The organism is Euzebya pacifica (assembly GCF_003344865.1).
Classification (GTDB): Bacteria; Actinomycetota; Nitriliruptoria; order Euzebyales; family Euzebyaceae; genus Euzebya; species Euzebya pacifica.
In genome coordinates this window covers 5,545,582-5,560,097 of sequence record NZ_CP031165.1, presented here as the reverse complement: position 1 = coordinate 5,560,097, position 14,516 = coordinate 5,545,582, and the positions used below count along the sequence as shown (strand labels likewise).

Sequence of the window (14,516 nt, the reverse complement as noted above, 5' to 3'; positions counted from 1 at the left end):
CATGACGACGAACCTCCACCCTGCGGTTGCGGCCTACCTGGCCGACAGCGCTGCCATGGGCCTGCGTCCGTACGTGGACCTGGCCCCCGCTGATGCGCGCACGCAGTTCGCCTCGGTGATGGCCGCCCGGCTCGGTGCCGACCACCAACCCAGGCCCATGGCCGAGGTCGTCGACCGGACCGCCGCGGTCGACGGGCGGGACATCCCGCTGCGGCTGTACCGACCCTCGACCTCGACCGCGAACCGCCCGGTGATGCCGACCGTCGTCTTCTTCCACGGCGGTGGGTGGGTCATCGGCGATCTCGACACCCACGACGCCCTGTGCCGCAGGATCGCCGACGGGCTGCCGGCGGTGGTGGTGGCCGTGGACTACTGCCGTGCCCCGGAAGCGCCGTTCCCGGCCCCGGTCGAGGACGCTGCTGCGGCGACCCGCTGGGTGGCTGCACACGTGGCCGAGCTCGGCGGCGACCCGGACGCCCTCGTCGTCGCCGGGGACAGCGCAGGTGCGGCGATGGCAACCGTCGTCGCCCGACGAGCCCGTGACACCGGAACTCCACGGCTCGCCGCGCAGCTGCTCCTCTATCCCGTCACCGACCTCACGATGTCCCACGCCTCCTACGTCGAGATGGGCACGGGGTACGGGCTGACGGCCGAGACCATGGCCTGGTTCATCGACCACTACGCGGGCCCGGTCGAGGACCCCGACGCGTCACCGATGGCGGCCGAGGACCTGGCGGGGCTGCCCGCCGCGGTCGTGACCACCGCCGACCTCGACCCGCTTCGCGACGAGGGCGACGCGTATGCCCGCCGTCTGGCCGACGCAGGGGTACCCACCGTCCACCACCGACACGGGGGCCTCATCCACGCCTACGCGCTGATGGAGACCGTGCCCATCGCCATGGAGGCCATCGCCGACGACCTCTCCGCCCTGCGCGGCGTGCTCGCCGCCTGACCCGACGTCCCACGAAACCCCCCAATCCAGGAGCCGAAAGATGAGCACACCATCCCCTGCCCGTTTCCGCCTGCTGCGCCTGCTGGCGCTCACCGTGGCCATCGCCATGCTGGCCGTCGCCTGCGGCGGTGGCGGGTCCTCCGGCGAGGTCGACGACGCGTCGTCCGATGACACCGGCGCCGACGCTGCCGACGACGACGCTGCCGACGAGGACGCTGCCGACGAGGACGCTGCCGACGAGGACGCCGCCGCCTCCGACGAGGAGCTCGTGCTCCGCATGGTGTGGTTCGAATGGGCACCTGCCACGGCTCTGGAGGACTTCGCCAACGAGCACTACGTCGATCCCAACGTCAGCTTCGAGGTCGAGACGGTTCCGTTCGGCCAGTGGCACGACGCGATCTTCACGCAGTTCGCTGCGGGCGAGACCAGCTTCGACATCCCCATCCTGGACAGCCAGTTCATCGGTGAGGCCGTGACCGGCAACCACATCACGACGCTGACCGACTTCGCCAACGAACACATCGAGCTCGACGCCTATCCGTCCAACCTCCTCGCGGCGTACGCCCAGTACCCCGTCGCCGCCGACGGTCAGTTCGACCCGGACGGGGACATCCATGGCCTGCCGCTGCTGGCCGACACCTGGGTGCTCGTCTACCGCAAGGACCTCGTCGGCGAGGAGCCGCCCGGGAGCTGGGAGGAGATGCTCGAGGTGGCCGCGCAGTGCCAGGCGGACAACCCCGGCATGGCAGGACTGGCCTTCCACGGCGCCCCCGACTACGACACGGCCGGCATCACGCTGAACCAGGTCATCTGGGTCAACGGTGGTGAGATCTGGGACGGAGAGGGACAGGTCGAGGGTGTCATCAACGACGAGACGGGGCTTGCCGCCATCGACCAGCTCGTCAACGAGATGGTCCCGCTCGCGCCCGAGGGTGTGGGCACGGCGTTCATCGGTGAGGTCAACGCAGCGATCAACCAGGGCCAGGCATGCATGGGCATGAACTGGGTCGCCGGACTGGAGGGCATGCAGGACCCCGCCAACTCCACGCTCGGCGAGACCGAGGAGGAGATCCTCGAGAAGCTCGGATTCGCCGAGCTTCCGGACGGTGCCGCCGACGTCTCCCCGATGGGCGGCATGGGAATGCACGTCTCGGCCTACTCGCCCAACCAGCAGGCGGCGCTCGACTTCATGGAGTGGTTCTCCGGCCCCGAGGTCCAGGAGATGTGGGCCGAGGCCGGTGGCGTCCCTGCGCGCACCGACGCGCTGAACTCCGAGGCGTTCCTGAACGCCCGCCCGTGGAACCAGGCGTTCACCGACTCCGTCGACAGCCTCAAGGACTTCTGGGCCATCCCCGAGTTCTTCCAGATGATCGACGTCCACTCCACCCAGGCGAACGCCGCCATCACCGGCACACAGGATCCGGCGGACGCCCTGAACGCCCTGGCCGAGCAGGAGCAGACGATCCTGGACGGCGGCATCTGATGCGCCGGACCCCCAACGCCTCCCGGGCGACACCGCCGGAGGACCGCTGATGTCCGCCAGCGCGCCGCCCAGGGAACGGGTGTCGGACGGTGACGTGGTCTTCGTTGCCCCGCCGGCCGCGGCGCGCTGGCGATGGCTGCACGACCGCTGGCTGGCGAGGTTGTCGGTCGCACCCACGTTGCTGCTGCTGTTCGGGTTGTTCATCTTCCCGCTGCTGTACGTCCTGGTGCTGTCCTTCACCGACTTCTCCGCCAGCGGGAACGCCGAGGTCAACGGCGTCGGCTTCGAGAACTACAGCAGACTGCTGACCAGCGACCAGGTCCAGGCCAAGGCGCTGACGACCGTGCTGTTCGTGATCGGTGCCGTTGGCCTGCAGACCGTCCTCGGTTTCGGCCTTGCCTACCTGGTGCACCGCCAGAAACGCGGTGGAGGACTCCTCACCGTGGTGTTCCTCATCCCGATGATGCTGTCACCGGTCATCGTGGGTGCGTTCTGGCGCCTGATGCTGGACTCCAGCTTCGGCGTGGTCAACGGGACGCTCTCGATGCTCGGCGTCGACGGGCCCCAGTGGCTCAGCCAGCAGGGTGTCGCCCTGCTGTCCCTGATCTTCGTCGACACCTGGCAGTGGACTCCCTTCATCATGGTGATCGCCCTGGCGGGACTCAACGCGGTGCCGAGCTACCTCTACGAGGCCGCCGACATCGATCAGGCGAGCGACTGGTTCAAGTTCAAGAGCATCACGCTGCCGATCGTCTGGCCGATCCTGCTGATCGCGATCCTGTTCCGGGTCATCGACGCCTTCCGGTTGTTCGACATCGTGCTGATCGTCACGGGCGGCGGGCCCGGTGGCACGACGGAGACGCTCAGCTTCCACATCTACAAGCTGGCGATCCGCAACTTCCAGACCGGCCTGGCGTCGGCGTACGGCGTCCTGATGCTGATCGTCGTCAACATCATGGCCGTCATCTTCATCAAGTACCTCGAGAGGCTGCAGTCCAAGTGAGCGTGACCGCATGAGAACCGTCATCGAGAAGTCCCTCCTCCTCGTCCTCGGGCTGTTCATGATCTTCCCGATCTTCTGGATGCTCGAGGCATCGGTGAAGGACCAGTCCACGATCCTCGCCAACCCCCCGTCGTTCGTCGGCTTCGAGCCGACCATGGACAACTACCGGGACGTCTTCTTCGAGCGGGGCACCGAGGGTGAGGACCGGGAGGCGTCCGGTCTGGTCACCAACTTCGCGACGAGCGTGATCGTGGCCGTCTCCGCGACCGTCCTTGCCACCGCGATCGGCACCCCGGCCGCGTGGGCCTACTCGCGCTTCCCGCTGAAAGCCGGCAAGGACCAGCTGTTCTTCATCCTGTCGACACGGTTCATGCCGCCCGTGGTGGCGGTGATCCCGCTCTTCCTGATGTTCAGGACCCTCGGGCTGCTCGACTCACGACTCGGGCTCGTCCTGCTCTACACGGCGTTCAACCTGCCGTTCACGATCTGGATGCTCAAGGGCTTCGTCGACGAGATCCCCGCCGAGTACGAGGACGCCGCCATGGTCGACGGGTTCTCCCGTGTGCAGGCGTTCCGCCAGGTGCTGCTGCCCCTGCTGCGGCCCGGCATCTTCGCAACGGCCGTCTTCTCGCTGATCTTCACCTGGAACGAGTTCGTGTTCGCCATCTTCCTGACCCCGGGCGGTGGGGCGGTGCGGACTGCCCCGCCCGCCATCGCCGGCCTGTTCGGTGGCACCGAGACCCAGTGGGGGCTGGTGGCCGCCTCGGCGGTGGTCTTCGCCCTCCCGGTGCTGGTGTTCGGCTACCTCGTCCGCAACCACCTCGTGGCGGGCATGACCTTCGGAGCGGTGAGGCGCTGATGGCCGGAATCTCCATCCAGTCCCTGCACAAGCAGTTCCCCGACGGCACCGTCGCGGTCCACGAGATCGACCTCGAGATCAACGACGGGGAGCTGTTCGTCCTGCTGGGCCCATCGGGCTGCGGCAAGACCACGACGCTGCGCTGCATCGCGGGCCTGGAGACCCAGACCAGCGGCGACATCCGCATCGGGGACAAGCTGGTCAACGACCTGCGACCCGGCGAGCGGGACATCGCCATGGTCTTCCAGTTCTACGCCCTCTACCCGCACCTCACGGGGCGGGAGAACATCGGCTATCCGCTCCGCGCAGCAGGGGTGCCGAAGGCCGAGGCCGAGGCCCGCATCGATGCCGTGGCGCGGACCATGCGCCTCGACGGCCTGTTGCAGCGCAAGCCCAACAAGCTCTCCGGCGGGGAGCAGCAGCGCATCGCCCTGGCCCGTGCCATGGTGCGCGAACCGCAGGCCTTCCTGCTCGACGAACCGCTGACCAACCTCGATGCGGAGCTCCGGCTCGACATGCGTACGGAGCTCAAGCACCTGCAGGATCGCTTGGGCGCGACGATGGTGATGGTGACCCACGACCAGGTGGAGGCGATGTCCCTAGGGGACCGCATCGCCCTGATCAACGACGGCCGCCTGGAACAGGTCGGCACCCCCCTGGAGGTCTATGACCGCCCAGCATCTTTGTTCGCGGCCACGTTCATCGGCACCCCTGCGATGAACATCCTGCCGGTCGAGGTCGATGGCGGTGCCCTGCGCGGACCGTCGGGCCTGCGGCTGCCCATCCCGGCAGGGCTGCCCCGCGTCGACGGCCTGGTCGCCGGTGTTCGAGCCGAATGGCTGTCGATCGCCCCACCGACCGGTGGCGGAGGTGGGGCGGCGCGGGTGGTGGCCCGGGAGGCACTCGGCGACGAGACCATCTACGCCGTGGACATGGGCGGGACTCGGGTCCACGTCCGCACCCCTCCGACCGTGCGGTTCGACGCCGAGGACACCGTCGACGTGACGTTCGTCGGAACCGACCCGCGCGTCTACCACGAAGTCTCTGGGAAGGTGGCGGCATGAGCCGCGTTGAGCTGACCGGCATCGCCAAGTCCTTCGACGACCTCCAGGCGCTCGACGACGTGTCGGTCGACGTCGAGGACGGGTCGTTCTTCGTCCTGCTGGGACCCTCCGGTGCGGGGAAGACCACGACGTTGCGCGTGATCGCCGGGCTCGAGGCGCCGGATGTCGGCGACGTCCGCTTCGACGGCCACTCTGCGGGTGGGGCCACACCTGCCGAACGCGACGTGGCGATGGTCTTCCAGAGCTACGCGCTGTATCCGAAGCAGACGGTCGCCCAGAACATCGCCTCACCCCTGCGGGCGCGCAACGTCGGTCCCGACGAGATGCAGAAGCGCGTGGAGGAGGTTGCGACGCTGCTGCGCATCGACCATCTGCTGCAGCGCCATCCGGGGCAGCTGTCCGGTGGCGAGCAGCAGCGGGTGGCGCTGGGCCGCGCCCTCGTGCGCGAGCCTCGCGCGTTCCTGATGGACGAACCGCTCACGAACCTCGACGTCAAGCTGCGCGTGGAGATGCGTGCCGAGCTGACCCGCCTGCATCGCCACGTCGGGCGCACGTTCATCTATGTCAGCAACGACCAGGCGGAGGCCATGGCGATGGCCGACAGGATCGCGGTGCTGCACGAGGGGCGCATCCAGCAGGTCGGCACCCCCGAAGAGGTCTACGACCACCCCGTCAACCGTTTCGTGGCAACGTTCGTGGGCAGCTCGCGCATGAACCTGCTCGACTGCGAGGTCCAGGACGAGGTCCTGATCGGCACGGACGGCTGGCGCCTGCCGGCCCCACCTGCGGCACTGGGCCACCCGGGCCGCCTCCAGCTCGGGGTTCGCCCCGAGGACCTGTCCGTGGCCGGCGAGGGCAGTGGCGGACACGCCCTGCGCGGAGTGGTCTACGCGGTGGAGCCCTTGGGCGACCGAGTGCTGCTGGACGTGGAGATCGGCGACACGGTCATCCGTGTGAAGGCCGCCCCGACCGTTGTGCACGAGGTGGGGCAGGCGCTCGACGTGTGTGTCGACCTGACGCGTGCCCACCTGTTCGACCACGACACGGGCCTCGCCCTGTCACGCCACGCCGAGCCCGCACGCCAGACCCTGTGAGGAATGCCCCAGTGACCAGCCATGCACTTGCCATCATCGCCGGCGACGGAATCGGGCAGGAGGTGATGGACCAGGCACTGAAGGCGCTGGACGCGGCCGAACGACGGTTCGGCTTCTCCACCGATCGCAGGGACTACGACCTCGGCGGCCGCCGCTACCTCGCCACCGGGGAGGTGTTGTCCGATGAGACCCTCGCAGAGCTCGACGAGGTCGACGCGATCCTGCTCGGCGCGGTCGGGACCCCCGACGTGCCGCCGGGCGTGCTGGAGCGTGGCCTGCTGCTCAAGGTGCGCTTCGCGTTCGACCAGTACGTCAACCTGCGGCCGGTAAAGCTCTTGCCGGGTGTCCCGACGCCGATCGCCGGGCTGACGCCGGACCGCTGTGACATGGTGATCGTCCGCGAGAACACCGAGGGCATGTACGCCGGTGCCGGGGGACTGCTGTTCGAGGGGATGTCCCACGAGGTGGCGACGCAGGAGTCGATCAACACCCGCCACGGTGTGGAACGTGTGATCCGCGATGCCTTCACCCGGGCACAGGCGCGCCGGGGCCACCTGACGATGGTGCACAAGACCAACGTGCTGAACTACGCCGGTGACCTGTGGATGCGGGTCTTCACCGAGATCGGCGAGCGCGAGTTCCCTGCTGTGGAACGCGCCTACGTGCACGCGGACGCGATGTGCCTGTACCTCGTCAACAGCCCGGAACGGTTCGACGTGGTGGTGACCGACAACCTGTTCGGGGACATCATCACCGACCTCGGTGCGGCGGTGCAGGGCGGCCTCGGCCTGGCCGCGAGCGGCAACATCGACCCCACCGGGACGCACCCGTCGATGTTCGAGCCGGTCCACGGTTCGGCCCCCGACATCGCCGGCATGGGCTGGGCGAACCCGGTCGCCGCCGTGCTCAGCCTCGGGATGTGCCTTCGTCAGCTCGGGGAGGGTGACGCCGCCGATGCGGTGGAGCACGCAGCTGCCACACTCCTGACGGAGCTGAAGACGATGGCCGGCCCCGACATGGGCGGATCGACCGACGACCTCGGCGACCGCATCGCGACGCTCGTGGCCGACCCGGACAGCCCCTAGCCGCACGAGTTCCCGAGGAGCGTTCGCGATGTTCAACCACATGGTCATGTTCAGGTTCCCCGACGACGACACCGCGGTGGCCGTCATCGACAAGCTTCACGAGCTCGCCGACACCCTCCCGCAGGTCGAGGAGCTCGTTGCCGGCCGTGACCAGATGGGCGCCGACCGGTCGTTCGACGTCGGCATGCTCATGCGGTTCGCCGACCGGGATGCGTTCGAGGCGTACAACGCCCACCCGGTGCACGTCGAGGCGGCCACGTGGATCGACGAGGTCGCCACCGAGGCGATCGCCGTGGACTGGACCGACTGACCGTCCGGCGAACTGGGCCTGCCGGTGGGCCCCGCACACGGCCTACACCGGTCGGGTGACGAACCTGCTTGCCGCTGGTCCGGGTCCCCGTGTCGGAGGGGCTGGCCGGTGAGCGGCCTCGCAGCCCTGTCCACGGGGGTCTTCGTCGCCCTGCTGGTGGGCCTGCTGTCGGGCGGGCTGCCGACGCTGCAACGGACCACCGGACCCCGCGGGCCATCGCGCCTTGCCGTCCAGCTGCAGCAGGCCGGGGTGGGCTGGACGCCCTTGCAGGTGCGTGTCGCGACCGCCGTCGGAGCGCTGTTGACGATGGTCGTCGTGGCTGTCGTGACGGGGATCCCGGCGATGGCCGTCGTGCCCGGCGTGCTGGTCCTCGCCGCCCCGCAGGCGCTGCTCCGTCGCCGTGCGCTGGCCCGTGTCCGGGCGGTCCGCGAGGCGTGGCCGGACGCGCTGGCGATGATCGGCGGGAGCGTCCGCAGCGGACGGTCCCTCAGCCACGCCGTCGTTGACGTGTCGCTCGACGGCCCGGTCGCCCTGCGCGGTCCCATGGCCGGGCTGGCGGCCCGCATCCAGACCGTCGGCATGGTCCCCGCCCTGCAGGCCGTCGCCGACGCCGTAGGGGATCCGGTGACCGACCGGGTCGTGGAGGTCCTCTGCCTGGCCCACGCCGAGGGCGGCCGGATCGTCACCGACGTCGTGGCCGACCTGGCGATGAGCATCGGCGCGGAGGTGCAGGCGGGCGAGGAGATCGACACGCTGTCGCTGGAGGGGAAGCTGAACGCCCGGCTGGTCCTCGCGCTCCCCTGGGTGGTCCTCGTGGTGCTGACCGCTCGCCCGGGTCCGTTCGCCGAGTTCTACGCCGGACCGGGAGGGGCGACCGTGATCGGCATCGGCGCCGTCGTGTCCTTGCTGGGCGTGGCGCTGGTCAGCCGTCTGTCCCGGGTGCCCGACGAACCCCGCGTGCTGCGCCCGGAGTTGCCCGGATGACCGCCGTGCAGCTGCTGGCCGCCACCTCCACCGGGCTGTTCGTGGCCTCGGTCATGTGGTCAGTCGTCCGGCCGAAGCGGCGGCTGGCGGGCAGGGTCCGTCCCTATGCACTGTCTGCGCTCACCGCGCTCGGCCGGCCCGTCGACGCCCGCTCGGTGCGGATCGCGGCCGGTGAGGCGGCGCCGGGTCGGACCGGGATCGGCGGCTTGCTGGAACGCACGGTGGAGGTGCTGCTGCTTCGTGGCGACGCCGACGAGACGCTGCACCGGCGGCTGGTGCAGGCCAAGGTGTACGCCGTCCCCGAGGAGCGACTGGTCAGCGAGCACCGGATCCGCCAAGTGCTGGCCGGCGTCGTCGGGGCCAGCGCGGCCGGTGCGGCTGGGGCGGCCGTCGGCCTGTCCGGTGCGGGTACGGTCGCCCTCGGCCTGATCGGTCTGGTCGCTGGTGCCGCCCGTCCCAGCGGTGCGGTGGACCGCGCCATCACCCGTCGACGTGAACGGATGCGGGCCGAGCTGCCGCCCGTCGCCCAGCTGCTGGCCATGCGGGCTCGCGCCGGCGGATCGGTGACGACCGCGCTCGCGGCCACCGCGGACCGCTGCCACGGACTGGTCGCCGACGACCTCGGTGACGCCCTGTCCCAGCACCGCGCCGGCCGGCCGCTGGAGGAGGCGCTGGAGACGCTGGCGTCGACCACCCCCGAACCGGAGGCGGCCCGTCTGTATCGCCTGCTCGCCGGCGCGATGCGCTACGGCCTGGACGCCGCGCCGGAGCTGCTCCGGTTGGCCCGCGAGGGACGCGAGCACCATCTCACCCGTCTCCGTCGCGATGCCACCAAACGGCGTGCGGCGCTGCTCCTGCCGGTCATCGGACTGCTCGCCCCCCTGATGCTGCTGTTCGTGGCCGCACCGCTGCCATCCCTGCTGGGAGGGTGAGCCGTTCTTGCTGATTCCCGCATCGGTAGGATAGAGGTATGGCGAAACGTAAGATCACTGTGACGGTGGATGACGACCTCGTGGAGTTCGTTCGTGGCGAGTCCGACGAGTCGATGTCGGCCGTCGTCAACGCCGCACTCGCCGGCCATGTCGACAAGCTGCGCCGACGCGCCGCCCTCGCCGCGCTTCTCGCCGGATGGGACGAAACGTGGGGCCAGTGAGCGCCGAGGACGCCGCAGCCGCTGCTGCCGCCTTCGACGATCTCGACGCGGGCACGGCCCCGCCCGGCCATTCCATCACCGCCGCATGACCGCGCCCCTTGTCATGGACAGCGCGGGACTGGGCGAGCTCGCCGGTCAGCCGTCTGTCGCCCTCCGGGCGCTGCTGGCCGAGGCGCTGCGGCGCGATCGTGACGTCCTCGTGCCAGCGGCAGTCTGCGCTGAACTGGCCCGCGGTCGGGACCGGACCGCCGCCGTGGAGTCGGTGCTGGCCCGCCGACCGGGAGCTGACGCGCCCGCGGTCACCGTCGTCGACCTCGACCTCGATGCTGCCAAGCAGGTCGGCGCGATCCTGCACGCGCTCGGCGCGGGCAGCGAAGACCTGGTCGACGCCAGCGTCGTTGCCGTCTGCGCGATGTCCGGCGGCGGCATGGTCGTCACGGGTGATCCCGACGACATCGGTCGGCTCGCACAGGCGGTCCCCATGGTCCGGATCGTCACACGGTCGCCGAACTGAGGTAGCCGACGGACCGCTGCGTCCGCCAAGTCGGCATCGGTGTGTCGGATAGACCTCGAGGCGTCACAAGTGCTCGCGCACGGAGGATGTCCTGGGTCGTTCGGGGTGTCCGGGGCGCCTGCGGGTCCAACCCCCCGCCCGCAAGTCAGCCGGACGCGTCGTGGACCTCAGCGAGCTGGTTGTCCGACACGAGGGATGTCGAGCCGAACACCTGCACCGGACCACCGAGTACGGCGGCTGCGGCGGTCGTTGCCGACGACGGCGACGCCGGTGGGGTCTCCACACCCAGCTGCGGGGCGTTGGCCACTGCCGAGACGACGCTGGCGGCCAGCGCGGTCTGCCAGCCTGCGTCGTCCCGCACGTTGACCAGGACGATTCCGCCGCCCGCAAGGCCTTCGGCGTGCCACAGGTCGGTGGCGATTGCCGCTGCCGTCGCCGTGCGGTCCGATCCGGCAACGCGACGGGTTGCCGTCGGGACAGCCGCCGCCGTCGCATCGTCGATCGCTGCAGGGCCGCCGAGCACGATCACCTCGACCACGTCGTTGTCGGTCACGAACGCACGCGTGAACCCGTTGAGCGATGTCGACGGTGTCAGCAGGATCGGTACACCCGCCTCGGCGGCGTACGCCCCGCCCGTGATCGCGTCGGCAAACGCATCTCCCCGCGCCAGCAACACCCGGCCGCCGGACCCATCGTTGAGCGCCAGCACCGTGGCCCCGATCAAGGCAGCGGTGTGCTCACGACCCGTCCCGGCATACCGGCAGTCGGTCGGGAACGGTGCAGGACAGGTGGATGAACCGGCTGCAGCCCGCGCCTGCGACGCGGCGGTCTCGCTGACCGCAGTCGTCCCGCCCAGGATCAGGACGATTCCGTCGTCCGGCAGCACCCGATCGATCTCGGCCTCGACCCGCGGATCGAGCCCCTGGCCGAAGGGAGTCACGAGCACCGGCCCGCGTTCGCCTGCCAGCGCAGAACCAGCGAGCGCGTCAGGGAACCGGTCTGCCGTGGCCAGCACCACGAGCTCGGCGCCCCCGTCGTCCCAGATCTGCGCCGTCGCGATCGCTTGCCCCACGGGGTCCGATGACCCGCCCCCGTCCACCCGCGAACCGTCCTCGAGCACCAACAGCGGCTCGTCCGGTGACGGTGGCACCGAACCCTCCCCCGGCGCCGGAGGCTCCGGAGAAGGGCCCGGGCCCGGCAGCCCCCCGCCATCCGGCCTGACCCAAACAGGCGTGTCGATCGTCCCCTCGGACCGGGTGACCGCCCGGGGTGTCCCGCCGCCAGCGGGAATCACCGCGATGGAGTCGGGTCCCTCGTCGTTGCACCCGCTCGCCGCATACGCGATCTCGGTCCCGTCGGGGGACCAGGCGGGATCGCGCGCCTCGAACAGGTTGCACGACTGGGTCAGCTGGGTCGGGGTTCCTCCAGTCGCGGGGACCGTGAACACGTCCGTGGTGTCGTCGAAGGCGATCGTCGTGCCGTCGGGGGACCATGCAGGGTCGTAGGCGTCCACCCCCGTGGTGGGGTCGGTGAGGAATCGCACGTCGCCGGTGTCGAGGTCCGCGATCTGGATCAACCCGAAGCCGCTGGAGAAGTCGCGTTCGGCGTAGAAGCTGTCCCACGCCAGCTGCGTGCCGTCCGGGGAGAAGTCCGGGTCGCTGTCTCCGAAGCAGGGGTCGTTCGTGAACTGCACCTCGTTGGTGAAGTCGGTGATGAAGATCTCTCCGTTGCGGACGTGCGAACAGTCTGACCCCGGGGGGAGCTGACGAGTGAACGCCAGCAGCGATCCGTCAGGAGACCACGCAGGGTCGGACTCCGTGCCGGGTCCCGTGGCGAAGGCATGCTCTTCCCCTGTCGCCATGTCGAGCAGCCACAGGTCGCCGTCGCGTGAGAACGCCAGCAGTGCGCCGTCCGGTGACAGCGCCGGATCGAACCCCTCTGTGAGCACCTGGCGGCCCGAACCGTCCGGCTCGACGACCTCGATGACGTGGGTGCCGTCATCCCGTTCGTCGTGGGCGAACACGATGAGACCATCATCGGCTTGCGCCGACGCGGACGGGACGCTGAGTACACCGGTAAGGAGCATGACCACCACAGTCAGCAGGGCGCTTCGCCTCCTGCGGTGCGGCTCGAAACGGGATGCATGAACGAACGGCATCTGATCCCCCCAGGATCGTCATGGGCGTTGCGCCCTGTTCATGGGACACACAGACGGCCTGGCTGCCGCGAGAAGCAGGTGCGCACGTCGCCTCACACGAGGCGCGCGGAGACTACACCCGGGGCCACGCGGCGGTCACGTACCGCATCATAATTCCTGGCGCACGCGATCAATCGTGCGTCCGCAGGCGTCCCTGCCTCAGTCGGCGCCGAACTCGATAGCGGCCTCGTCGAGGGCAGCAACCTCGTCGCCGGGTACCGCGGGGTTGGCCACGATGCGCTCGGCCCCGCCGGCCGGCAGCTCGCCGAACAGCGTGCCGTTCTCGACCAGGACCGTGCCCTGCTCGATCGGCTGGCTGGCGTAGACCTCCAGCTTCTCGCGGCTGTCGGCGATGTCCAGGTTGCGCATCGTCAGCTGGCCGATCCGGTCGGTCGGCCCGAACGCGGCGTTGTCCACCCGCTCCATCGAGAGCTTGTCGGCGTCGTAGGACAGGTGCTGCCCCTGCGTGTCGAGGATCGTGTAGTCCTCACCACGACGCAGCCGGACGGTGACCTCGCCGGTGACCAGCGACGCGACCCACCGCTGCAGCGACTCGCGGATCATCAGCGCCTGCGGGTCGAGCCAACGGCCCTCGTACAGCAGCCGACCCAGCTGTCGTCCCTGGTCGGTGTAGCGGGCCAGCGTGTCCTCGTTGTGCACGGCGGCGAGCAGGCGCTCGTAGGTCAGGAACAGCAGCGCCATGCCGGGGGCCTCGTAGATCCCGCGTGACTTGGCCTCGATGATCCGGTTCTCGATCTGGTCCGACATGCCCAGGCCGTGGCGGCCACCGATGGCGTTGACGGCCTGCACCAGCGCGACGGGGTCGTCGAAGACCTCGCCGTTCACGCTGTGTGGCCGACCGGCCACGAAGCCGATCGTGACGTCCTCGGTCTCGATGTCGACCTCGGGGTCCCAGAAACGGACACCCATGATCGGCTGGACGATCTCCAGGGAGGTGTCGAGCTGCTCCAGGACCTTGGCCTCGTGGGTGGCGCCCCAGATGTTGGCGTCGGTGGAGTACGCCTTCTCCTCCGCATCGCGGTAGGGCAGGTCGCGGGCGTCCAGCCAGCGGCTCATCTCCGCACGGCCGCCCAGCTGCTCGACGAAGTCGGCGTCCAACCACGGCTTGTAGATCCGCAGATCCGGGTTGGCCAGCAGCCCGTAGCGGTAGAACCGCTCGATGTCGTTGCCCTTGAACGTCGACCCGTCACCCCAGATGTTGACGTCATCGGCCTGCATCGCCCGGACCAGCAACGTCCCCGTCACGGCACGGCCGAGCGGCGTGGTGTTGAAGTAGACCCGGCCGGCCGAGCGGATGTGGAAAGCCCCGCAGGCGAGCGCCGCGAACCCCTCCTCCACCAGCTCGCGACGGATGTCCAGCACCCGGGCGATCTCCGCGCCGTAGACCCTGGCCCGGTCGGGCACACCGGACACGTCGGGGTCGTCGTACTGCCCGAGGTCGGCGGTGTAGGTGCAGGGAACCGCACCGTTCTCGCGCATCCATGCGACGGCCACGGATGTGTCGAGCCCTCCGGAGAAGGCGATGCCGACACGTTCGCCGGCGGGAAGGCTGGTGAGCACCTTGCTCATGGGTGGCGACCTCGAGAGGTTGTTGGGGTCAGTCGGGCAACGGTACGAGTCCCGCCGGATTCCTCAAAGTCGCCGGCGTACGTGCCCAGCTGACGACGACCCCCTACGCGTTTCGGGCAACGACGCCCACCCGCGGACCCGCTTCCCCTCTCCCCTGCTGGAATCATGCGCCTCGCGGCGTGCTGCGACAAGTGGCCCGACGGGCGATCGCCTCGTCCGGACACGGGG

General features: G+C 69.7%; 14 protein-coding genes. 12 read left to right on the top strand and 2 right to left on the bottom strand.

What is annotated here, in order from left to right; genetic code table 11:
• Window position 1: 1 nt before the first annotated feature.
• The 12 genes from DVS28_RS24065 to DVS28_RS24015 all read left to right on the top strand — a co-directional run bounded on the left by DVS28_RS24065 (window position 2) and on the right by DVS28_RS24015 (window position 10,501).
• Entirely contained in the window at window positions 2-952 is a 951-nt protein-coding gene (locus tag DVS28_RS24065; RefSeq protein WP_164710970.1) for an alpha/beta hydrolase, read from the top strand.
• A 40-nt stretch (window positions 953-992) separates the two neighbouring features.
• The gene (locus DVS28_RS24060) at window positions 993-2,435 is read left to right on the top strand and encodes an extracellular solute-binding protein (protein WP_114593723.1); all 1,443 of its coding nucleotides are present in this window, start codon (window positions 993-995) and stop codon (window positions 2,433-2,435) included.
• Between the two features lie 49 nt (window positions 2,436-2,484).
• Window positions 2,485-3,438, top strand: a complete 954-nt coding sequence (locus DVS28_RS24055) for a carbohydrate ABC transporter permease (RefSeq protein ID WP_114593722.1) — start codon at window positions 2,485-2,487, stop codon at window positions 3,436-3,438.
• A 10-nt stretch (window positions 3,439-3,448) separates the two neighbouring features.
• A complete protein-coding gene (locus DVS28_RS24050; protein ID WP_114593721.1) occupies window positions 3,449-4,297 on the top strand; it encodes a carbohydrate ABC transporter permease in 849 nt (282 codons plus the stop codon).
• Window positions 4,297-5,361, top strand: a complete 1,065-nt coding sequence (locus tag DVS28_RS24045; RefSeq protein WP_114593720.1) for an ABC transporter ATP-binding protein — start codon at window positions 4,297-4,299, stop codon at window positions 5,359-5,361. The genes DVS28_RS24050 and DVS28_RS24045 overlap by 1 nt, the downstream gene beginning before the upstream one ends.
• The gene (locus tag DVS28_RS24040) at window positions 5,358-6,455 is read left to right on the top strand and encodes an ABC transporter ATP-binding protein (protein WP_114593719.1); all 1,098 of its coding nucleotides are present in this window, start codon (window positions 5,358-5,360) and stop codon (window positions 6,453-6,455) included. Before DVS28_RS24045 ends, DVS28_RS24040 begins: the two co-directional genes overlap by 4 nt.
• Window positions 6,456-6,466: 11 nt before the next feature.
• Complete coding sequence (locus DVS28_RS24035) at window positions 6,467-7,540, top strand: 3-isopropylmalate dehydrogenase (protein WP_114593718.1); 1,074 nt, start codon at window positions 6,467-6,469, stop codon at window positions 7,538-7,540.
• 28 nt (window positions 7,541-7,568) lie between these two features.
• Complete coding sequence (locus DVS28_RS24030; RefSeq protein ID WP_114593717.1) at window positions 7,569-7,850, top strand: Dabb family protein; 282 nt, start codon at window positions 7,569-7,571, stop codon at window positions 7,848-7,850.
• 108 nt (window positions 7,851-7,958) lie between these two features.
• The gene (locus DVS28_RS24025) at window positions 7,959-8,834 is read left to right on the top strand and encodes a type II secretion system F family protein (RefSeq protein ID WP_114593716.1); all 876 of its coding nucleotides are present in this window, start codon (window positions 7,959-7,961) and stop codon (window positions 8,832-8,834) included.
• Window positions 8,831-9,766, top strand: coding sequence for a type II secretion system F family protein (locus tag DVS28_RS24020; RefSeq protein WP_114593715.1), 936 nt, complete (start codon window positions 8,831-8,833; stop codon window positions 9,764-9,766). The genes DVS28_RS24025 and DVS28_RS24020 overlap by 4 nt, the downstream gene beginning before the upstream one ends.
• A 38-nt stretch (window positions 9,767-9,804) precedes the next feature.
• A complete protein-coding gene (locus DVS28_RS28725) occupies window positions 9,805-9,987 on the top strand; it encodes a hypothetical protein (RefSeq protein WP_164710969.1) in 183 nt (60 codons plus the stop codon).
• An 85-nt stretch (window positions 9,988-10,072) separates the two neighbouring features.
• Entirely contained in the window at window positions 10,073-10,501 is a 429-nt protein-coding gene (locus DVS28_RS24015) for a PIN domain-containing protein (protein ID WP_164710968.1), read from the top strand.
• Window positions 10,502-10,646: 145 nt separating this feature from the next.
• On the opposite strand, the gene DVS28_RS24010 is transcribed toward DVS28_RS24015, so the two are convergent.
• Both DVS28_RS24010 and argG read right to left on the bottom strand, forming a co-directional pair.
• Complete coding sequence (locus tag DVS28_RS24010) at window positions 10,647-12,524, bottom strand: cell wall-binding repeat-containing protein (protein ID WP_164710967.1); 1,878 nt, start codon at window positions 12,522-12,524, stop codon at window positions 10,647-10,649.
• A gap of 333 nt (window positions 12,525-12,857) precedes the next feature.
• Window positions 12,858-14,288 (bottom strand): argininosuccinate synthase, encoded by a 1,431-nt coding sequence (gene argG / locus DVS28_RS24005; RefSeq protein WP_114593712.1) that lies wholly within the window; start codon window positions 14,286-14,288, stop codon window positions 12,858-12,860.
• Window positions 14,289-14,516 lie beyond the last annotated feature (228 nt).

Excerpts from the sequence above, each read along its gene's own strand:
- DVS28_RS24065 (WP_164710970.1), top strand. The coding sequence starts at position 2 with ATGACGACGAACCTCCACCCTGCGGTTGCGGCCTACCTGGCCGACAGC.
- DVS28_RS24060 (WP_114593723.1), top strand. The coding sequence starts at position 993 with ATGAGCACACCATCCCCTGCCCGTTTCCGCCTGCTGCGCCTGCTGGCG.
- DVS28_RS24055 (WP_114593722.1), top strand. The coding sequence starts at position 2,485 with ATGTCCGCCAGCGCGCCGCCCAGGGAACGGGTGTCGGACGGTGACGTG.
- DVS28_RS24050 (WP_114593721.1), top strand. The coding sequence starts at position 3,449 with ATGAGAACCGTCATCGAGAAGTCCCTCCTCCTCGTCCTCGGGCTGTTC.
- DVS28_RS24045 (WP_114593720.1), top strand. The coding sequence starts at position 4,297 with ATGGCCGGAATCTCCATCCAGTCCCTGCACAAGCAGTTCCCCGACGGC.
- DVS28_RS24040 (WP_114593719.1), top strand. The coding sequence starts at position 5,358 with ATGAGCCGCGTTGAGCTGACCGGCATCGCCAAGTCCTTCGACGACCTC.
- DVS28_RS24030 (WP_114593717.1), top strand. The coding sequence starts at position 7,569 with ATGTTCAACCACATGGTCATGTTCAGGTTCCCCGACGACGACACCGCG.
- DVS28_RS24020 (WP_114593715.1), top strand. The coding sequence starts at position 8,831 with ATGACCGCCGTGCAGCTGCTGGCCGCCACCTCCACCGGGCTGTTCGTG.
- DVS28_RS28725 (WP_164710969.1), top strand. The coding sequence starts at position 9,805 with ATGGCGAAACGTAAGATCACTGTGACGGTGGATGACGACCTCGTGGAG.
- DVS28_RS24015 (WP_164710968.1), top strand. The coding sequence starts at position 10,073 with ATGACCGCGCCCCTTGTCATGGACAGCGCGGGACTGGGCGAGCTCGCC.
- argG (WP_114593712.1), bottom strand. The coding sequence starts at position 14,288 with ATGAGCAAGGTGCTCACCAGCCTTCCCGCCGGCGAACGTGTCGGCATC.